The following is a 19,432-nucleotide window of genomic DNA, read 5'->3' as shown; positions in this document are numbered from 1 at the left end:
AACCGTAGGGTGGGCCATATGTCACGAGTCCTGCCCGAGCTGTTCGCGGCCGCGGTCCGCCGGGACGGCGCCGCCCCGTTCCTCACCTACTACGACGACTCCTCCGGAGAGCGCATCGAGCTGAGCGCGGTCACCACCGCGAACTGGGTCGCGAAGACCGCCAACCTGCTGGTCGACGAGTACGACCTGGAGTCCGGCGAGACCGTCGCGATCGGCCTCCCGCCGCACTGGCTGGGCGTGGTCTGGGCGCTGTCCACCTGGTCGGCCGGCGCGTCCCTGACCTCCGGGACCGGCGCCCTGGCGATCACCGGCCCGGACTTCGCGATCCGCGGCGACCGGGAGACCGTCGCGTCCGCGCTGCTGCCGCTCGGCGGCCGCTTCCGCGAACCGCTGCCGGACGGCATCCAGGACTACGGCGCCGAGGTCTACAACCACGCGGATGTCTTCGTCCCGTTCGACCCGCCGACGCCCGCGTCACCGGCGTACGACGACCTCACGCACGACGACCTGATCCGTACGGCGGAACCGATCGCCGACCGGATCCTGGTCACCCGGACGCTGACGGACCGCGACGGGCTGGGACTGCTCGTCGGCGTGATCTCCGGAGGTGGTTCGATCGTCCTCTGCCGCAACCCGGACGCCGCGAAGCTGGAGCGCCGGGTCGCGGACGAGAAGGTCGACCGGATCGTGGAGGGGTAGCGTGCGCAGGTTCGAAGGGAAGGTCGCGTTGGTCACGGCGGCCGCACAAGGCATCGGGTCCGCGGTCGCGCGGCGGCTGGCGGACGAGGGCGCGTCGGTGGTGGTGACCGACCTGCAGACCGGCAAGGTCGGTGAGGTCGCGGCGAGCATCGGCGAGCAGGCGCTGCCGCTGCAGGTCGATGTCACCAACCGCGACGACGTGGACGCCGCCGTCGCGGCCGCGGTCGAGCGGTTCGGCCGGCTGGACGTCGTGGTCAACAACGCCGGCGGCTGCATCGTGCGTTCGGCGCCGGAGGACGCGACCGCCGAGGAGTTCCACGCCCAGCTGGACCTCACGCTGGTCGGCGCCTCGCGCTGTATCCAGGCCGCGCTCCCGCAGTTGGTGAAGAACCGCGGCAACGTGGTGACGATCAGCTCGGTGAACGGCCTCGCCGCCTTCGGCAACATCGAGTACGCCGCCGCGAAGGCCGGCCAGATCGCGATGAGCGTCAACTACGCGGCGCGGTACGGCGAACTCGGCGTCCGCTTCAACGTCGTTGCCCCCGGCACCATCCGGACGCCGAACTGGGACAACCAGCCGGACACCCTGGAGCGCTTCAGCAAGATGTACCCGCTCGGCCGCGTCGGCGAGCCCGAGGACATCGCCGCCGCGGTCGCCTTCCTCGCCAGCGACGACGCCTCCTGGATCACCGGCCACACCCTCCCGGTCGAAGGCGGCGTCCTCACCGGCCCGGGAGGCCTGAACCTCGGCCCCTCGGGCTTCTACAAGAAGGAGTACTAGCTCTTGGGCCAGGCTTCCCAGGAGGTCGCGAACATCTGGTCGACGGTGTAGGTGTTCGCCCAGCCGAGGTCGCGGGCGGCGAGGTCGCCGTTCGCGACCACCCGGGACGGGTCACCCGGCCGGCGCGGGCCCTCGGACGGAGTGAAGTCGATCCCGGTGACGCGGCGCGCGGCGTCCATGATCTCGCGGACCGACGTACCGGTGCCGCTGCCCAGGTTGTAGACGCGCTCGAGGGTCTTGCCGGACTCGAGCGCCCGGGCGGCCGCGACATGCGCGCGGGCCAGGTCGGCGACGTGCACGTAGTCCTTGACCGACGTGCCGTCCGGGGTCGGGTGGTCGGTGCCGTAGATCTGCGGCACCTTCCCCTGGGTGAGCAGGTTGCAGACGATCGGGAACAGGTTGTACGGGCTGGCGTCGTACACCGCCGGATCGCCGGACCCGACGACGTTGAAGTACCGCAGCGAGGTGTGCTGCAGGTCCGTCGCGGCCGCCTGGTCGCGCAGCAGCCACTCGCCGATCAGCTTGGATTCCCCGTACGGCGACTGCGGGTCCGGCGCCGTGTCCTCGGTGACGACCTCGTCGCGCGGCGTCCCGTAGACGCCCGCGCTGGACGAGAACACGATGTTGCGCACGGACTTCTCGGCCATCGCCTCGAGCAGTGACACCATCGCGGTCACGTTCTGCGTGTAGGTGTGCAGCGGCCGGTCGACCGACACCCCGGCGTACTTGAACCCGGCCAGATGCACCACACCTTCGACGCCGTCCAGCGCCGTGCGTACCGCTGCTCCGTCGAGCAGGTTCGCCTGCACGAACGGCACGCCGTCCGGTACGAACTCCGCCTTCCCACTCGACAGGTCGTCGATCACGACCACGTCGATCCCGTCGTTGCGGAAGGCGCGCACCACATGCGCCCCGATGTATCCGGCACCACCAGTCACGAGCCACGTCATGTCTCAGATCCTGCCACCACGACCCGGCCGGGCCCCCGCAAACGGGCCGATTCCGTACCAACTAGCAGACGGTTGCCAGCCAGAAGTAAGCCAGCTCGGTCCACTCGACCTCGCGCGGCGCGACATCGGCGGTGAACTGTTCCCGGGTCGGGAAGTTCTTCAGTACCTCGAACGCCCGCCCGTCCGCCAGTTGCCGGTTCTGGTAGGTGTCACCGGTGGCCGCCGTCCGGGTGATCGGGTAGTTGCTGCCCTCGACGTACCGGTTGTCGGCGAGGATCACCACACCGCCCGGCTCGACCCGGTTCAGCAGCCCGTCCGCGAACCGCCGTACGTCGGCGCGCAGCACGTGCGACCAGAAGAACCCGGCGAAGATCGCGTCGAACCGGCCCTCGACCGCACCGAGGTCGTACGCATCGGCGGTCTGGAACCGCACCTCGGCCGGACCGTACGTACGGGTCCGCGCCACGGCCAGCGTCTCGTCGTTCAGGTCGGTCGCCACCACCGACCGGGCGGTGGTGGCGAGCGCCTTCGTCCAGTAACCGGTGCCTGCGGCAACTTCCAGCACGGACCGGCCGCTGACCAGCGGCGGCAGGAGGGCCCGCAGACGCGCCAGGTCCTCCTGCCGTTCCGGCTTCTCGTAGACCGCGTCGTACTCACCGGCCCGCTTGCGGTAGTAGTCACCGAGATCGCTCATCGGAGTGCTGTTCTGACCTTCGGCGTGAGGAGGAACGCTCCGGCGTACAGGAGCGCCGCGATGATCAGCAGGCCGTGGAAGCCGATGATCAGGGCCGCGTACTCGAGGCAGCCGCCGAGCATCGCGCCGAGCAGGTTCGCCCCGAAGGACGCCGTACCGTCGGCGGTGTCGGTGAACCGCTTCGCGAAGATCACGTTCGCGGCGAAGATCGGCAGGAACGCGATCAGCACCGCCACGATCGCGCGCAGGCCGACCGGCATCCCGAGCAGCCAGCTGTCGGGGAACACCCACGACAGCGCCAGCCCGCCGAACAGCACCGCGAACATCACCTTGATCGGTGGTGTCTTGAACCGCCTCGTCACTTCGACCGCGGCCAGCACCGCCACCAGCACGCCCGCGAACACGATCGCGTTGACCACCCACGTCGTACCGAAGAGCAGCGCGAACCCGGTGATGCTCTTGGTCTCGAGCAACATGAAGCCGGCGCCGAGCAGGAACAGGTCGGCGTACGGGCGCATCCGCTTGTACGACGCTCCACCGCCGGCGATCGCGACGCCGACGAGACCCGCGACCAGGACCAGCCCGAGCGTGATCAGGTACAGACTCGGGATCCGGTCGGTGAACAGGTAGAGGAACGGCCGGTTGTCGGTGGCGGGCGGCGGCGTGATCGCGGACGGGCCCGGCCACTCGGCCGCACAGGTCTGGTCCTGCTCGGTCAGGCCGACGGTCACCACCGCCTGCTGCAGGCCGTCACCGATCTTGTCCACACACGGCTTGTGCCCGAAGGCCGCCTGCGCCGTCGAGGCGAGCCGGTCGATCAGCCAGGTCTCGCGGTAGTAGTTGTACATCGCGAAGGCGCCACCCGGGTTCAGGTGGTCGCGTGCGGACTCGAACGCCTGCTGGGTGAACAGGTAGCTCTCCAGCCGCAGCGAGCTCGCGCCGTTCACCAGCGTCAGCGAGTCCGGCAGCGCGAGCAGGATCATGTCGTACTTCTTGTTCGTCCGGGACAGGAACGCCCGGCCGTCGTCGATGTGCGACGTCACCCGCGGGTCCTGGTACGGACGGTCCGGGTGCAGCTGCTTGCCGAGGTCCCGGATCCGCGGGTCGATCTCGACCGCGTCCACATGCGTCGCGCCCTTCTTCAGCGCGATCGCGACATCCGATCCCGATCCGGCGCCGATGATCAGCACGTTCTTCGGGGTCTTGCCGGTGTTCGCCCGCTCGTACGGCAGGCCGTACTGCGGCTCCCACTGCAGCCGCGCGTCGGCCGGGATCGCCTGCTGGTGCGGTACGCCGTTGACCGTGATGGTCAGCAGCGGCACACCTTCCCAGGTGTACTGCTTCGTCTGCACCTTGTAGTACGGCGACCAGCTGTTCTGCGGCCGCGTCGATTCGTGGAACAACACGCCGAGCATGACGATCAGCGGTGACAGCACGAGCGCGGAACTCACGCCGAGGGCGACCAGACGCCGACCGGGCGCCGTCGCGGTCCGTGGGATCAGCAGTGCCGCGAAGACCACGGTGACGATCAGGCCCCACCAGATCGGCGGCGCCCCCAGGAACGACAGCCCGGTGAAGGCCGCGATCCCGATCAGGCTCCCGACCAGGTCGAAGCGGTACGCCGTGAGTCGGGGCAGCTCGGAGAAACAGCGGCCGACGAGTTCGGCCGGACCGGCCAGCACCACCGCCGCGGCGATGAAGATGATCGGCAGGATCACCCAGACCGGCGGGCCGGTGGTGTTCAGGCTGGTGAAGTAGATGACGCTCGACGAACTGCCGCGGTTGACCGTCACCGGCTTCCAGGCGATCACCAGGACCAGCAGGCCCAGCATGATCGGCGAGTAGTACGGCAACCGTTTCGCCCGGCCGGACCGGAGTACTCCGATCCCGATGCCGAGGAACGAGCCGAGCAGTACGAAGTTCGAGAAGTAGCTCAGGTGGACCACGTTAGAGCCGGTCCAGCGAATCAGCGCGAGCTCGGTGAACAGCATCAGCGCACTGGACGCGATCAACCGCGTCCGTACTCCGAACGGGCTCGGCCAACTGGTTGTCGGGACGTGGTCAGTTGCGGAGTCGACTGCCATGCGGGGGGACGTTACCGGACGCGCGTGCTCCACGTCACACCACACAACCCCCTCCCCGCCGTTTGAGGGGTTAACCACCAGGCGTGCCGGTTTCCCTGGCCTCATGCGGAGGGCGAACGGACGACCTGGGCGGTTAACCCCTCAAATGGGGCGGGGAGGTGTCAGTGCCGGCGGGCCGGTTTCGGGAGCTCACAGCCGGACTGGTTCAGGTCGATGGTGCGGTTCGCGGTCAGGCAGGTGTAGAGCCACCAGGTCTGCTGTCCGTACGCCGCACCCTTCTCGACCGTGACGTTGCCGTCGGCGTCCACCTCGCACGGGTTGTTCACCGTGCACTGCTCGCCGTCTTCGTTGCCGGTGTTGTTGATCCCGATCACCTCACCGGTGGACGTGCTGACGACGGGCGAACCCGACGTACCGCCGATCGTCTCGCAGCCGGGCTGCTGGTACTTGATCGAGTTCTGCCAGGTCCAGTCGCCCTCGCGGAGCTGCGGGATCGTGGCCTGTACCGAGCAGGTGTAGATGCGCTGCCAGTAACCGGACACGACCGCCAGGCCGGTGCCGTCCGCCGGCGCCTGCTTGGCCAGCGTCAGCGGGGTGACGTTCAGGCGGCTCTTGATCGACGCGTAGGTCTCGTTCACCTCGTAGACGATCATGTCGGTCTTGGTCATCGTGCCGAACAGGATCTTGTCGGCGCGGACCGTGCCGGCCCGGCTCGCATCCGGCTTGAGCAACGTGATCGAGCGCGTCGACGCCTTGTTCACGAGTACCTGGCCGGGCTGCAGGAACCCGCCCTCGTAGCAATGCCCGTTGGTGAGTACCAGAGCCTTGTCGGTGTCCACCGATTCGGCGTACCGGACGAGGGAGGCGGAACAGTTGCTGAGGGCGGCGATGCCGGTGAAGTCGGCGCCGGGGGCCGCATGGGCGGACGTGACGCCGAGCAGGGTGGTGGCTGCGACCGTGGAGGCAGCCAGGAGCGTACGCAGGAGTTTCATGGCGGCGGTTTCCTCACTGTTTGTGCTTGCAGGACTTCGTAACGCATCCGTTGGCCGGTCTCCATCACAACTGTGTGAATCCGGCTGTCCACAGGGGCATTGCACGGGTTTTCCTGCGCTGCGTGAGGAGGCTGCTACTCTTCGTCTCCGGATCCGCCCGGTCCCGAACCATCGCCTACCCCGGCACGTCGTACCAGTCGATGAGGAACGACAAGGTACGGTCGGCAGCAGCCGCCCCGGATGGATTACGGAAGGACGTCATGCCGCAGGAGAAGCCAGACCTGCGCAATCTCCGCGAGCCGGTCCGGTTCAAGCGGGCGCTGACCCTTTTGCTGATGACGCTGTTCCTGCCGGGCTCGGCGCAGATCGTCGCGGGCAGCCGCAAGGCCGGCCGCTGGGTCTGGCGGGTGGTCGCCGGCTTGATCGCGATCATCATCTTCTTCGTGCTGCTCGGCCTGATCTGGCGGTCCGGCACGATCAACATCCTGGTCCGGCCGGGAACGCTGCGGATCGTCCAGGTGCTGCTGATCCTGCTCGCGATCGGCTGGGCAGCGCTGTTCGTCGACGCCTACCGGCTCGGCCAGCCGCTGATGCTGGAGCGCAACCACCGGCTGACCACCAGCATCCTGGACGGCGTGATGATCTTCGTGGTCGTCGGCGCCCTGATCTACGCCAGTGTGATCGTGAACACCCAGCGCGACTTCGTCGCCAGCGTGTTCGGCAGCGGGAAGACCTCGAAGGCCGAGAAGGGCCGCTACAACGTGCTGCTGATGGGTGGTGACTCCGGCGCGGACCGGATCGGCACCCGCCCGGACAGCATGACGGTGGCCAGCATCGATGCCGACACCGGCCGCACGGTCCTGATCGGCCTGCCGCGGAACCTGGCCAAGGTCCCGTTCCCGGCCGGTACGGCGATGGCGAAGCAGTTCCCGGACGGCTTCAAGTGGAAGAACTGCGGCGCCGAGTGCCTGCTGAACGCGGTCTACACCTACGCCGCGAACCACAAGAACCTGTTCCCGGGCGACCCGAACCCGGGTGAGACCGCGACCACCCAGGCCATCGAGGCGGTCACCGGGCTGAAGATCAACTACTACGTGCTGATCGACCTGGCGGGCTTTCGCGACCTGCTGAACGCGGTCGGCGGGATCACCCTGGACATCGGCAAGCGGGTCCCGATCGGTGGCGGCAGTTCGCCGATCAAGGGCTACATCGAGGCCGGCAAGAACCAGCACCTGGACGGGTACCACGCGCTGTGGTTCGCCCGATCCCGGGCCGAGTCCTCGGACTACGAGCGGATGGCCCGGCAGAAGTGCGTGATGTCCGCGATGCTGAACCAGCTGTCCCCGTCGACCGTGCTGACCAAGTTCCAGGGCATCGCCTCGGCCAGCAAGGAAGTGGTCAAGACCAGCATTCCGGCCAGTGAGCTGGGCACCTTCACCGACCTCGCGCTGGACGCGAAGAAGCTGCCGGTGTCAAGCTTCTCCGCGGTCCCGCCGTTGATCCACACCGGCGATCCGGACTTCGCGCTGATCCGCACCAAGGTCGCGGAAGCGATCGCGAAGTCCGAACAACTGGACAAGGGCGGCTCGGGAGGAGACGGTAAGACCTCGAACACTCCGAGTAGTACCGCCACGAAGCACCCGAGCAGTTCCACCACGAAGAAGCCGAGTACCGGCAGTACCAAGAAGCCGACCACCTCACCGACCACACCCGCCACCGGCGTCGACGACGTCGCATCGATCTGTAAGGCCTGACCTGATATGCCGCTGTCCCACTGGCCACCCGTGTCCGTCGTGATGCCCGTGCTGAACGAGGAACGCCACCTCGAGGAGGCGGTCGGGCGCGTCCTCGACCAGGACTACCCGGGTGAGCTCGAAGTCGTGCTGGCGATCGGGCCGGGCAAGGACCGGACCGAGGAGATCGCGGACAAGCTGGCCGAGAAGGACCACCGGATCAGCATCGTCCCGAACCCGACCGGCAAGACCCCGGCCGCGCTGAACGTAGGGATCGCGCACGCCAAGCACGACATCCTGGTCCGGGTTGACGGACACGGCGCACTCACCGACGGGTACATCACCCGCGCGGTCGAGGTGCTGGAGGAGAGCGGTGCGGACAACGTCGGCGGCGTGATGGCCGCCGAGGGACGGACGCCGACCGAGATGGCGGTCGCGTGCGCGTACCGCTCCCGGCTCGGGCTGGGCGCGTCGACGTTCCACCAGGGTGGCAAGGCCGGACCGGCCGACACCGTGTACCTCGGAGTGTTCCGGCGGGCCGCGCTGGAGCGGGTCGGCGGATTCGACGAGACCATGCACCGGGCCCAGGACTGGGAGCTGAACTACCGGATCCGCAAGACCGGCGGCCTGATCTGGTTCAGCCCGGACCTCTCGGTCACCTACCGGCCGCGCTCGTCGCTGTCCGCGGTGGCCAAGCAGTTCTTCCACACCGGTCAGTGGCGCCGCGAGGTGATTCGCCGGCACCCGGAGACCGCCAGCAAGCGGTACCTGGCGCCCCCGGTCGCGGTGATCGCGCTGGCCGTCGGCACGATCCTCGGCATCGTCGGCCTGGCCACCGGCATCAGCTGGCTCGACATCGGCTTCCTGGCGCCGCTCGGCTATGCCGTGCTGCTGATCTTCGGCTCGGCGATGGAGGGCCGCTACCTGCCCTGGAAGGCGCTTGCCTGGCTCCCGCTGGTCTGCGCGACCATGCATGTCTCGTGGGGTCTCGGCTTCCTGATCGGCCTCCGCGAAAAGCCGAAGGCCGTCTAGGCCCGACCTGGGCTAGCCGGCCCGGGTCGCCTTGATGTACGCCGCGACGACCTCGTCGACCGGCCCGTCGAGCTTCAGCACGCCGCTGTCCAGCCACAGCGCGCGGTTGCAGGTCTCCTGCACCACGTCCAGGCTGTGGCTGACCAGGAACACCGTCCCGGCCTGGTCCCGGAGCTCCTTGATCTTCCGCTCCGACCGGACCCGGAACTCGGCGTCACCGGTGGCCAGCGCCTCGTCCACGAGCAGGATGTCGTGCGTCTTCGCCGAGGCGATCGCGAACTTCAGCCGCGCCGCCATCCCGGACGAGTACGTCGACATCGGCAGGTCGATGAAGTCCCCGATCCCGGAGAACTCGACGATCTCGTCGTACCGGCGGTCGATCTCGGCCGGGGACATGCCCATCGCGAGACAGCCGAGCACCACGTTCCGGTCGCCGGTCAGGTCGTTCATCATCGCGGCGTTGACGCCGAGCAGCGACGGGCGCCCACCGGTGTAGACCGCGCCGGCGGCCGGTGGCAGCAGGCCGGCGATGGCCCGCAGCATCGTCGACTTGCCGGAACCGTTGCGCCCGATCACGCCGATCGCGTCGCCCTTGTACGCCGTGAACGTGACGTTCTTGACCGCGTGCACCTCACGGATCGTCGGCCGGTCCTGGCGTTTCACGATCCGCCGCAGCGCGGTCGCCGCCGTACCCTTGCCGCCCTGGCCGGCGATCACCTTGTAGATGATGTCCAGGCGGTCGGCGATGACCGTCGGTTCGGCCCCGAGATCAGCCACGGCCATAACGGTCCTCCGCCCGCCAGAAGTACCAGAAGCCGCCGACCAGCATCACGACCGACCAGACGATCGCGATCGTCCAGGCGTGCGGCAGCTCGTTCGCCTTGTGTTCCTGCAGCAGCGACCGCCGGACGATGTCGATGTACGCCGAGATCGGGTTGAACGCGAGCACCTGGGTCACCCAGGGCGGCGCGTCGAGCTGGGTCAGCTTGGCCGGCAGCGAGAAGAAGATGCCGGACGCGTACAGCCAGGTCCGGGTGACGAACGGCAACAGCTGGGTGATGTCGGAGACGAACGTCCCGATCCGCGCGAACACCAACGTGATCCCGATGTTGAACATCACCTGCAGCAGCATCGCCGGTACGACGAGGAACCAGCGCCAGGCCGGTCCGTCGGTGAACCCCACGACCACGAACAGGATCGCGAGCGAGACCAGCATCTGGTTCAGCTCGTTCAGCACGTAGGCGAGCGGCAGCGTCGCCCGCGGGAAGTGCAGGGTGCGGATCAGGGACATGTTCAGCGCCAGCGAGCGGGACCCCTCGGTCATGCAGCGCTGGGTGAAGGTGAACACGAAGATCCCGCTGAGCAGGAACGCGACGTAGTTGTCGATCCCGTTCTTGGTCCCGAGCAGGACGCCGAAGGCGAGGTAGTAGACCGCCGCGTTCAGCAGCGGTGTCAGTACCTGCCAGATCGAGCCCAGGCGGGCTCCGGCGTACATGGCGTAGGTGCGCGCGGTGGCATAGCTGACGACGAACTGGCGACGGCTCCACAGCTCGCGAAGGTACGAGCCGAGCGGCGGGCGGATCGAGCTCTTGGAGAGTCCGTAGCGTTCGGCCAGCCCTGCAAGCTCCGTGGGATCTGTCGTCCCGGTCTGCTCTGCGGCGGTCGGCATTGCGTTAATGTACTGCGCTCCGTGACGCCCGGGTGACGCAGGTCAGGCCACTAAGCGGGCTCTCAGCTTGCTGAGATCGGTGTCGTTCAGACCACCGTGCCGCAGGTATGCCTCCGGTCCGCCGTACTTCGTGTCCAGGTGCCGCAGGATCGCGACGATCGACTCCGCCCGCGTCTCGCGGAACTCGAGCAGCTCCGGATGCTTCGACGTGTCCGGCTCGTCGGCCAACTGCTCCGCCAGCCAGGCCGCCAGCCGCGACTGCGTGCGGAAGTAGTCGGCGACGATCTCCTGCTCCGGTACGCCGGCCACACTCAACGCCAGCGCCACGACCATGCCGGTCCGGTCCTTGCCGCCGTGACAGTGCACGACGACCGCACCGTCGGGCTCGTCCGCGATCGCCTTCACCGCGGCCGCGAACAACTCGGGCCGCCGGTCCAGCATCCAGGTGCACGCCGCCACGATCGTCGGCTGCCCGTGGTCCGGGTCGGCCGGGTCCTGCAGCGTCTGCCGCACCGCCAGCGGCGTACCGGTGAACGGTGTCGGGAACTGCGCGACCTCGGCGTCGCCGCGCAGGTCGAGGATGCGCGTCACGCCGGAGCGGCGGACCGCTGCGATGCCGTCGTCGTTCAGGTAGCCCAGGCTGTCGGCGCGGATCAGCACCCCCGAGCGGATCGCCCGTCCGTCCGCGGTCGGCAGTCCGCCGACGTCCCGGACGTTGCGGCAGCCCGGCCAGTCGAGGTCCATCCCGGTCACCGGTCCTGCGGCCGGTCCGGATTCGGCCCCGGGTTGTACGGCGGCGGCGCCGGGAAGGTGTGGTTCGACGGCGGCTGCTGCGGCGGATGACCGGGCTGGGGGTAGTTGCCTGGGGCACCCGGTTGGGTCGGGAAGGTTTGGCTCGGGCGGTTGCGACGGTTCTTCCGGACCGCGCCGACGATCAGCAACGTCGCGCCGAGTCCGATGAAGATCAGCAGCGAGAAGACCGCGCCGAGGATCGACAGCACGAAGCTCACGACCGACGACTTCGGCCCGGCGGCGTACGTCGCGCTCGTCTCGTCGTCGGTGCACGAGATGCTGTAGGTCCCGGCCGGTACGGTCTGCTCCGACCGCGCGACGACGTACCAGGTGTCGCCGTTGATCGTGATGGTCTCCGACCCGCCCGGCCGCTTCAGCGGTACGTCGTTACCGTTCGCATCCTGCGCCTTGCACGGCGGGGCGAGCACCGGGACCGACGCGTAGATCGTCAGTCCTTCCTCTTTCAGCTCGACCTGTCCGGACTCGATCGGCTGCGGCCTGTGCGGCGCCGTGTCGACGATCCGCCAGACGAAGAAACCGGTCACGATCGCACCGACGACGAAGCAGGCGATGGCGATCTTGGGCAGGATCGACTTCGTAGGCGCCGGTCCAGGCTGCATGCTCATACCCGCACGCTATCCGTTGCGGGGACGACCAACTCGCTCTCGCTGCCGGGTTATGTTACCGCTGACGTACTACAACCCGTCATCGGCCCAACAGCCCGCCAGCTACGGTACGCCGAGCAGGCGCAGGACGGCTGCGGTGGCCGCAGCGGCCACGACCACCAGCACGAATGGCGCTTTCCGCCAGGCCAGCACGCCCCCGACCAGTACGCCGGCCGGTCGTGCGATCCCCGCCGGGCCGTGTCCGTCGGTCAGCGCGGACGTGGCGACCAGCGCGGTGAGCAGGACGATCGCAGCCGCGGCAAGTAGTCGCTGGGCCCGTTCCGGCACCTCGAAGCGACTCCGCAGCGCGGGCCCGGCGAAGCGCAACGAAAAGGTCCCCACGGCAAGCACTCCAATGCCGACCAGCATCAGCGGCGTGTTGTTCATCGGGCCACCTCCTCGAGGGCGGGCTTACCGGCTCGGTAGAACAGCAGACCGGCCAAGGCGAGCAGAACAGGCAGGCCGGCCGGCAGGAGAGGCGTTGCAGCCAAGGCGATCACGACACCGACGAGCGCCGCCGTACGCGTCGATTTGTCGCGGAGGGACGGCAGGACCAGCGCCAGCAGGACCGCCGGGAACGCGGCGTCCAGACCGAACACGTCGGTGTCGGTGATGACCGAGCCGGCCAGTCCGCCGATCACGACGCCGATGTTCCAGCAGACGAAGATGCCGATCCCGCCGGCCCAGTACGCCGCCCGCTTCTGCCGGAGGTCGTCCTGTCCCATCGCGAACGCCACGTTCTCGTCGGTCATCACGTGGCTGCCGGCCCAGCGCCGCCAGCCACCACCGATCACGTCGCTGACCGCCAGGCCGAACGGGACGTGCCGGGTGTTCACCAGCAGACCCGCGATCATCGCCGCGATCGGGCTCCCGCCGGCCGCCACGATCCCGACGAACAGGAACTGCGAGGCGCCGGCGAAAACCACGATCGACAACAGGATCGGCACCCACAGCGGCAGCCCGCCGCCGACGCTGATCGCGCCGTACGAGAGCCCCACGACACCGTCGGCCAGGCAGACCAGACCGATGTCGCGGGCGAGTCCCCGACCGAGTGTTCGCCAGATCGAACGCATGGGCACTATGATGAACAGCGCACTGCTTGTTCGTCAAGCCGAACAACCAGACCGATGGAGCGAACAGCCTGTGGACAGCAACCGAGCACCACTCGACGTGATCGCGGCGTCCCTGCGCAGGCACCGGGCACGCGCCGGACTGTCGTTGACCGAGGTCGCGAAGCGAGCGGGTGTCGCGAAGTCCACGCTGTCGCAGCTCGAGTCCGGCACCGGCAACCCGAGCGTCGAAACGCTGTGGGCGTTGGCCGTTGCACTCGACACCCCGTTCGCGGCGCTGCTCGATCCGCCGCGGCCCAAAGTCCAGGTCATCCGGGCCGGCGAGGGGCCGGCGATCTACTCCGACCAGGCGGAGTACAGCGCCACCCTGGTCGCCTCGAGCCCACCGAACGCCCGCCGCGACATCTACCGGATCGTCGCCTCTCCCGGCCCCGGCCGGAAGTCCGAGCCGCACATGCCGGGCGTCGTCGAACACGTCGTCCTCGGCTCCGGCCGCGCCTTGGTCGGCCCGGCCGACGAGCCCGTCGAACTGCGGCCGGGTGACTACATCGCCTACCCGGGCGACCTCCCGCACATCTTCCAGGCGCTCGAGGAAGGCACAGCGGCGACGCTCGTTTCCGAGCATGTGTAACGTTAACCGCTCACCTCTGGACATCTACGCGCAGCTCTGCGCATCATCGTCGATGAGAGCTCTCGAAGTCGAAGTACCGCCCGCTTCGCTTGGAGGTAGCACCCCCGATGAGACTCAAGTCCTTAGTGCTCTGTGCCCTGCTCGGCCTCGCCGCCGCGCTGATCCCCGGCAGCGCGTCCGCGACCGGCGTCACGCCCGGCACCTACGTGAACTACACGTTCGACACCGCCTCGCTCACCCAGGCCGAGTTCCGGATGACGATCAACAACGCCCCCGGTCGCGCGAACGTCTACTGGTCCAACCAGTTCAGCTTCACCGGCGGCGACGTCGGCGGGTACACCGGCATGCAGACCCACCGCGACGGCGGCGGAATGTTCCTGTACTCGCTGTGGAACTCCACCGCCTGGAAGGCCGGCGATGCCGGAACCTACTGCATCCAGTTCCAGGAGGACGGCACCGGAGGTAGTTGCCGCCTCGACCAGGCCCCCACCCCCGGCCACGCCTACGCGTTCGCCGTCGCCAGTGAAGGCAGCGGCTGGTACGGCGTGACCGTCCGCGACCTCACCGCCGGTACGTCGTTCAAACTCGGCAGCCTGCAGACCGGCGCCGGGAACACGATCAGTACGTCGGGCATGGTCAGCTGGACCGAGTACTTCGACTGGAACAACGACAAGGCGACCTGCGACGACGAGCCGTACTCGAAGCTGACGATGAACGCACCGACGAGCGGTAGCCTCACCGCGCACTTCACCGGCAGCTCGGTCAGCACGGGCTGCGCCGCGGACAGCAAGGTCACGCTGAACGGATCGACGGCCGTCCAGGAGAACGGCATCGGCAACTCCGCGTCCGGTGACATCCGGGGCAGCGGCGGTTGCCTCGACGTCTCCGGAACCGACGGTACGACGGTCCTGCTCTACAGCTGCACCGGCGGCGACAACCAGAACTGGGTGCACGCCGAGAACACCACGTTCCACGCGCAGTTCGGTTGTCTGGACGCGAGCGCCACGCAGGCCGGCGCCGTCATCCTGTACAGCTGCCACGGCGGCACCAACCAGCAGTGGAGCCTGCCCGGTGACGGCACCGTCCGGTCCGGCGGTCGCTGCCTGACCGCACCCGCTGCCCTGGGAAATCCGGTAACCGTTGCCACCTGCAACAACTCGGCCGGACAGCGCTGGACGTTCTGAAAGCACGGACGTTCCTGAAAACACAGCGGGCGCCCGGGACGGATCCCGGGCGCCCGCTGAGCGAGTGAGCGGTCAGAGCTTGCGGCCGACCGCGCCGACGATGCACTCCTCGACCTGGTTGAGCGGCTTGAGCCGCGGGCCGTCCGGCCACCAGTCGTCGCAGAGCACCAGGCCCGGGGCGACGAGCTCCTGACCGGGGAAGAACTCCATCAGTTCCGCGCGGGTGCGGAACCTGCCGCTACCCATCGGGCTGTGGATGAACTTCTCCTCCATCCTCTGGGCGACCTTGGTGTGCTCCGGAGTCTCCGGGTCGTAGAAGTGCGAAATCGCCGTGTACGACCCGGGCACCACCGCGTCGACGTACTTCTGCATGATCTGCGCGCCCTCGGTGCCGATGTAGTGGTGCAGCGTGCCGGCCTGCATCACGGCGATCGGCTGGCTGAAGTCGAGGAAGTCACGCACCTCGGGCTTGCTCAGCACCTCGTCCGGATCGAAGATGTCGGCGCTGACGAACAGCGTGTTCTCGTTCTCCTCGAGCAACGCGCGGCCGTGCGCGAGCACCACCGGGTCGTTGTCGATGTAGAGCACCTTGGCCTCGGGCTGGATCCGCTGCACGACCTGGTGGGTGTTCTCGGCGGTGGGCAGACCGGACCCACAGTCGAGGTACTGCGTGATACCCGCCTGGCCGGCCAGGAATCGGCAGGCGCGAATCAGGAAGTTCCGGTTCGACCAGGCGAGGTCCTGGGCCTGCGGCGCGGCGGCCTGGACCCCACGCAGTACCTCGCGGTCGACCTCGAAGTTGTCCTTGCCGCCCAGGAAGGCGTCGTACACCCGGGCGATACTGGCCCGGCTGGTGTCGACGCCGACCGGGATCGAACTGGGTGCATTGGCAGCATCGACCATCGGTGAACCTCGCAGAGAGTGATCGGGAAGTCTGTGCGACCGACTCTACCGAGAGTACGGCGCACTGAACACATCGTGTCGGTGGGTGCGGTATGGACACGTTCACGGTCCGTTATGGAATGATCAACTGCTGCACACCGAACCACTGCTGCTGGGAGGCGAAGAGGTGACCGAGCCGGGGGCGTACGGCGGCCCGACCGCCCTGCGCATCATGCTCGGCGTACACCTGCGCCGCCTCCGCGAGGCCGCGGGCGTGTCCCGCACGGACGCGGGCTGGGCGATCCGTGGTTCGGAGTCGAAGATCAGCCGGCTCGAGCTCGGCCGGGTCGGCTTCAAGGTGCGCGACGTCGACGACCTGCTGACGCTGTACAAACTCGACGACACCGAAGAGCGCGACCGCCTGCTGAACCTGGCCCGCGAGGCGAACAACCCGGGCTGGTGGCAGCGGTACGACGACCTCACGCCGCAGTGGTTCCACTCCTATCTCGGCCTGGAGATGGCGGCCGACCTGATCCGTACGTTCGAGTTGCAGTTCGTCCCCGGCTTGCTGCAGACCCCGGAGTACGCGCGGGCCGTCGTCAAGCTCGGACAGCAGGACGCACCGTTGTCCAGCGAAGAGATCAACCGTTTGGTCTCGCTGCGGATGAGCCGCCAGGAGGTGCTCACCCGGCAGCGGCCGGCGCGCCTGTGGGCGGTCGTCGACGAGGCGGTACTGCGACGTCCGATCGGCAGCCCCGCGATCCTGAAAGCCCAACTGGAGTTCCTGATCGAGGCCTCCCGGCGGCACAACGTGACGCTGCAGATCATCCCGTTCGACAAGGGCGGTTACACCGCGACCGGCGGCGCGTTCACGCTGCTGCGTTTCAACGACGGCGACCTTCCCGACATCGTCTACATCGAGCACCTGACCAGCGCCGTCTATCTGGACAAGCGCGAGGAACTCGACACCTACGTCGTCACGATGGACGCCGTCTCGATCACCGCGGCCCAGCCCCGCGAGACCGAATCCCTGCTCCGTAAGGCGATCGCGAACCTCGAGGCCTGAGGCCTACCGCAGCTGGGCGCCCGGCCCGGGACGGAAGGCGACCTCGCGCGGCGCCGGTTCGTGCCCGCCCTCGCACTGCAGGACGACGGTGACACGTTCGCCGCAGTCACCGCGATGCCGCGGTTCGATCGGCGGTCCGGAATCGAGCGGCAAGTACTGGTCGGCCCACTGGATCATCGCCACCAGCACCGGGTAGAGGTCCATACCAGCCTCGGTCAGCCGGTACTCCGAACGTTCGCGCTGGCCTGGCAGCCGGTACGGATGGCGGCGGATCAGGCCGCGCTCGATCAGCGCGGCGAGCCGCTCGGTGAGCATCTGGCGCGGGATGCCGGCGCGGGCCCGGATGTCCTCGAAGCGGCGGACACCCACGAAGACCTCGCGGAGGACGTGAAAGGTCCACTTGTCACCGAGGATCTCCATCGTCCGGGAGATCGTGCAGTTCTCCGTGGACCACCGCATCGCCTCGGGCACCTGCTCGTTCACTGCCGTACTCATGAGATCAGGATAAGTCCGCTTGACAGACTCAGCCAAGCAGGCAACGCTGAATCCGTGAACCAGACTCAGGCGAGACCGCCGCTCGTCCGCCGTGCCGGTGAACCCGACGCGGACGAGCTGGCCTGCATGCTGACCGGGCTGACGGACCTCAGCCGCTACTTCCGGTTCCAGACCGCGATCGGGAATCCGCCCCGGCCGGCACTGCTGCTGCGGATGCTGTGCCCGAGCGGCGCGGCCTTCGTCGCGACCCGCGACGAGCGCATCGTGGGGCACTCGATGTGGGCCTGGGCGCCGGGCGCGTCGACGGCTGAGCTGGCCGCTGTGATCGGCGAGGCCGACCAGCGCCGCGGACTCGGGATCCGGATGCTGTCGATCGCCGCCGCGGATGCGATCGCTGCCGGCGCGACACATTTCCTGTTCGTCGTCAGTGCCGCCAACGAACGTTCGCTCCGGATGGTCCGCCGCCGCTGGCCGGACGCGACCGTCGAACGCGACGGCACGCTGCTCACGTTCGTCGCGCCCGCCCGGTTACCGGACCAGCCGGAAGAACGCGCGGATGTCGCCGACGAGCAGGTCGGGAGCCTCCAGTGCGGCGAAGTGACCACCGCGCCCGAACTCCGACCAGTGGACGATGCGGTGCCGGCGTTCTAGCACCCGACGGATCGCCGGATCCGTCGGAAACACCGCGACACCGGTCGGTACGCCCGGCCGAATACGGTCGGCGACGCCGCGGTTCTCGTAGTACAGGTTCGCCGACGTCGCGCTGGTGTTGGTGAACCAGTAGATCGAGACGTCGGTCAGCAAGTGGTCGAGGACGACGGCATCCTCGGGAAGTTCGCGGTCCGGATCGGTCCACTCCCAGAACTTCTCCAGGATCCACGCGAGCTGACCGGCCGGTGAGTCACTCAACCCGTACGAGACCGTCTGCGGGCGGGTGCCTTGCAGGTCGGCGTACCCCGTCCCGACCGCGCGCAGCCGCTCGGCCACGGCGAGACGCTCCCGCTCCACCTCGTCGAGCTGGTCGACGTCACCCGGCTGAAGCTCCGGGTACGCCAGTCCGCCGTTGATGTGCACGCCGACCACGTGATCCGGATCGAACTGTCCGACCAGCGGCGACACCACCGATCCCGTGTCACCACCTTGCGCGCCGTACCGCTCATAGCCGAGACGATGCATCAGCTCGACCCAGGCGCGGGCGATCCGCTCGTGGTCCCAGCCGGCCGTCAACGGCACCGAGAACCCGTGCCCTGGCACCGACGGCGCCACCACGTGAAACGCGTCGCGCGGGTTGCCGCCGTACGCCGCGGGGTCGGTCAACGGCCCGAGTACGTCGAGGAACTCCGCCACCGAACCAGGCCAGCCGTGCGTCAGGACCAACGGCAACGCATCCGGTTCCGGCGACCGAACGTGCAGGAAATGCACGGTCTGCCCGTCGATGTCGGTGGTGAACTGCGGAAACGCGTTCAACCGCGTTTCCCACACCCGCCAGTCGTAGTCGTGCCACCGCTCGGCGGCACCGCGCAGGTAGCCGACCGGCACCCCGCGGTCCCAGCCGGCACCAGGTAATTGGCGAGGCCAACGAGTCCGCCGGAGCCGCGTACGGAGGTCCTCGAGTTCCGCGGCCGGGACCGCGATCCGGAACTCAGAGATCATGTGCCCGCTCGTGCAGCGGTTCGTACAGCCCGACCTCGCCACCACCCGGCAACCTGAACGCGGTCAGTACACCCCACCGCTGCCGCTGCACCGGCCGCACGAACTCCACGCCGCGCGCGGTGAGGTCCGTCATCGTCTGCTCGAGGTCGTCGCACATCAGCAACAACTCGTGCGAGCCGCTCTCCGCCGGATGCACCGCGACCTCGGCCGGCGGCAGCTTGAAGATCAGCCAGCCGTGGCCGGCATCCACCGACGGATACTCCAGCACGTCGGAGAAGAACGCGCGATCCGCCTCGGCGTCGGTGCTGTAGATGATCACATGCGCTCCGTTGATCATCTACAGCACTCTACTGTCCGCTA

General features: G+C 68.3%; 21 protein-coding genes. 7 read left to right on the top strand and 14 right to left on the bottom strand.

What is annotated here, in order from left to right; all coding sequences use genetic code 11:
• Window positions 1-18: 18 nt before the first annotated feature.
• Window positions 19-699 (top strand): TIGR03089 family protein, encoded by a 681-nt coding sequence (locus ACFYRH_RS30945; RefSeq protein WP_387782721.1) that lies wholly within the window; start codon window positions 19-21, stop codon window positions 697-699.
• 1 nt (window position 700) lies between these two features.
• Complete coding sequence (locus ACFYRH_RS30940) at window positions 701-1,480, top strand: SDR family NAD(P)-dependent oxidoreductase (RefSeq protein WP_387782719.1); 780 nt, start codon at window positions 701-703, stop codon at window positions 1,478-1,480.
• Here the strand turns inward: ACFYRH_RS30940 and galE are convergent.
• From galE to ACFYRH_RS30920, 4 genes are all read right to left on the bottom strand, one after another.
• Complete coding sequence (gene galE, locus ACFYRH_RS30935) at window positions 1,477-2,430, bottom strand: UDP-glucose 4-epimerase GalE (protein WP_387782717.1); 954 nt, start codon at window positions 2,428-2,430, stop codon at window positions 1,477-1,479. The genes ACFYRH_RS30940 and galE overlap by 4 nt on opposite strands.
• A 61-nt stretch (window positions 2,431-2,491) precedes the next feature.
• Window positions 2,492-3,124: a class I SAM-dependent methyltransferase gene (locus ACFYRH_RS30930; protein WP_387782715.1), complete on the bottom strand. Its 633-nt coding sequence runs from the start codon at window positions 3,122-3,124 to the stop codon at window positions 2,492-2,494.
• The gene (locus ACFYRH_RS30925; protein ID WP_387782713.1) at window positions 3,121-5,208 is read right to left on the bottom strand and encodes a spermidine synthase; all 2,088 of its coding nucleotides are present in this window, start codon (window positions 5,206-5,208) and stop codon (window positions 3,121-3,123) included. The genes ACFYRH_RS30930 and ACFYRH_RS30925 overlap by 4 nt, the downstream gene beginning before the upstream one ends.
• A gap of 161 nt (window positions 5,209-5,369) precedes the next feature.
• Window positions 5,370-6,200: a serine protease gene (locus ACFYRH_RS30920; RefSeq protein ID WP_387782712.1), complete on the bottom strand. Its 831-nt coding sequence runs from the start codon at window positions 6,198-6,200 to the stop codon at window positions 5,370-5,372.
• A 122-nt stretch (window positions 6,201-6,322) separates the two neighbouring features.
• On the opposite strand from ACFYRH_RS30920, the gene ACFYRH_RS30915 reads away from it, so the two are divergent.
• On the top strand, window positions 6,323-7,954 hold the full coding sequence (locus tag ACFYRH_RS30915; protein WP_387782710.1) for an LCP family protein: 1,632 nt from the start codon (window positions 6,323-6,325) through the stop codon (window positions 7,952-7,954).
• Between the two features lie 6 nt (window positions 7,955-7,960).
• Window positions 7,961-8,965, top strand: coding sequence for a glycosyltransferase family 2 protein (locus tag ACFYRH_RS30910; RefSeq protein ID WP_387782708.1), 1,005 nt, complete (start codon window positions 7,961-7,963; stop codon window positions 8,963-8,965).
• A 12-nt stretch (window positions 8,966-8,977) separates the two neighbouring features.
• Here ACFYRH_RS30910 and ACFYRH_RS30905 read toward each other — a convergent pair whose 3' ends face one another.
• The 6 genes from ACFYRH_RS30905 to ACFYRH_RS30880 all read right to left on the bottom strand — a co-directional run bounded on the left by ACFYRH_RS30905 (window position 8,978) and on the right by ACFYRH_RS30880 (window position 13,164).
• A complete protein-coding gene (locus ACFYRH_RS30905; protein ID WP_387782706.1) occupies window positions 8,978-9,742 on the bottom strand; it encodes an ABC transporter ATP-binding protein in 765 nt (254 codons plus the stop codon).
• On the bottom strand, window positions 9,735-10,634 hold the full coding sequence (locus tag ACFYRH_RS30900; protein ID WP_387782704.1) for an ABC transporter permease: 900 nt from the start codon (window positions 10,632-10,634) through the stop codon (window positions 9,735-9,737). Before ACFYRH_RS30900 ends, ACFYRH_RS30905 begins: the two co-directional genes overlap by 8 nt.
• Window positions 10,635-10,676: 42 nt before the next feature.
• Complete coding sequence (locus ACFYRH_RS30895) at window positions 10,677-11,378, bottom strand: tyrosine-protein phosphatase (RefSeq protein WP_387782703.1); 702 nt, start codon at window positions 11,376-11,378, stop codon at window positions 10,677-10,679.
• Between the two features lie 5 nt (window positions 11,379-11,383).
• The gene (locus ACFYRH_RS30890) at window positions 11,384-12,052 is read right to left on the bottom strand and encodes a hypothetical protein (protein WP_387782701.1); all 669 of its coding nucleotides are present in this window, start codon (window positions 12,050-12,052) and stop codon (window positions 11,384-11,386) included.
• A gap of 102 nt (window positions 12,053-12,154) precedes the next feature.
• On the bottom strand, window positions 12,155-12,478 hold the full coding sequence (locus ACFYRH_RS30885; RefSeq protein ID WP_387782699.1) for an AzlD domain-containing protein: 324 nt from the start codon (window positions 12,476-12,478) through the stop codon (window positions 12,155-12,157).
• The gene (locus tag ACFYRH_RS30880) at window positions 12,475-13,164 is read right to left on the bottom strand and encodes an AzlC family ABC transporter permease (RefSeq protein WP_387782697.1); all 690 of its coding nucleotides are present in this window, start codon (window positions 13,162-13,164) and stop codon (window positions 12,475-12,477) included. Before ACFYRH_RS30880 ends, ACFYRH_RS30885 begins: the two co-directional genes overlap by 4 nt.
• A gap of 70 nt (window positions 13,165-13,234) precedes the next feature.
• Here ACFYRH_RS30880 and ACFYRH_RS30875 point away from each other — a divergent pair, with 70 nt between their 5' ends.
• Both ACFYRH_RS30875 and ACFYRH_RS30870 read left to right on the top strand, forming a co-directional pair.
• Complete coding sequence (locus ACFYRH_RS30875; RefSeq protein WP_387782695.1) at window positions 13,235-13,792, top strand: helix-turn-helix domain-containing protein; 558 nt, start codon at window positions 13,235-13,237, stop codon at window positions 13,790-13,792.
• 107 nt (window positions 13,793-13,899) lie between these two features.
• On the top strand, window positions 13,900-14,976 hold the full coding sequence (locus ACFYRH_RS30870) for a ricin-type beta-trefoil lectin domain protein (protein WP_387782693.1): 1,077 nt from the start codon (window positions 13,900-13,902) through the stop codon (window positions 14,974-14,976).
• A 72-nt stretch (window positions 14,977-15,048) separates the two neighbouring features.
• Here the strand turns inward: ACFYRH_RS30870 and ACFYRH_RS30865 are convergent, their stop codons facing one another.
• A complete protein-coding gene (locus ACFYRH_RS30865) occupies window positions 15,049-15,879 on the bottom strand; it encodes an SAM-dependent methyltransferase (protein WP_387782691.1) in 831 nt (276 codons plus the stop codon).
• A gap of 166 nt (window positions 15,880-16,045) precedes the next feature.
• Between ACFYRH_RS30865 and ACFYRH_RS30860 the strand changes: the two genes are divergently transcribed.
• Window positions 16,046-16,924, top strand: a complete 879-nt coding sequence (locus tag ACFYRH_RS30860; protein WP_387782689.1) for a helix-turn-helix domain-containing protein — start codon at window positions 16,046-16,048, stop codon at window positions 16,922-16,924.
• A 3-nt stretch (window positions 16,925-16,927) separates the two neighbouring features.
• On the opposite strand, the gene ACFYRH_RS30855 is transcribed toward ACFYRH_RS30860, so the two are convergent.
• From ACFYRH_RS30855 to ACFYRH_RS30845, 3 genes are all read right to left on the bottom strand, one after another.
• Entirely contained in the window at window positions 16,928-17,419 is a 492-nt protein-coding gene (locus ACFYRH_RS30855; protein WP_387782687.1) for a winged helix-turn-helix transcriptional regulator, read from the bottom strand.
• A gap of 528 nt (window positions 17,420-17,947) precedes the next feature.
• Complete coding sequence (locus ACFYRH_RS30850; protein ID WP_387782685.1) at window positions 17,948-19,072, bottom strand: epoxide hydrolase family protein; 1,125 nt, start codon at window positions 19,070-19,072, stop codon at window positions 17,948-17,950.
• Window positions 19,062-19,409 (bottom strand): VOC family protein, encoded by a 348-nt coding sequence (locus ACFYRH_RS30845; protein ID WP_387782684.1) that lies wholly within the window; start codon window positions 19,407-19,409, stop codon window positions 19,062-19,064. The genes ACFYRH_RS30850 and ACFYRH_RS30845 overlap by 11 nt, the downstream gene beginning before the upstream one ends.
• Between the last annotated feature and the right edge of the window lie 23 nt (window positions 19,410-19,432).

Origin of the sequence: Kribbella sp. NPDC004875 (assembly GCF_042873375.1) — a bacterium.
Lineage (GTDB): Bacteria > Actinomycetota > Actinomycetes > Propionibacteriales > Kribbellaceae > Kribbella.
Note: the sequence above shows the minus strand (reverse complement) of the source record. Positions and strands in the feature narration are given on the sequence as shown.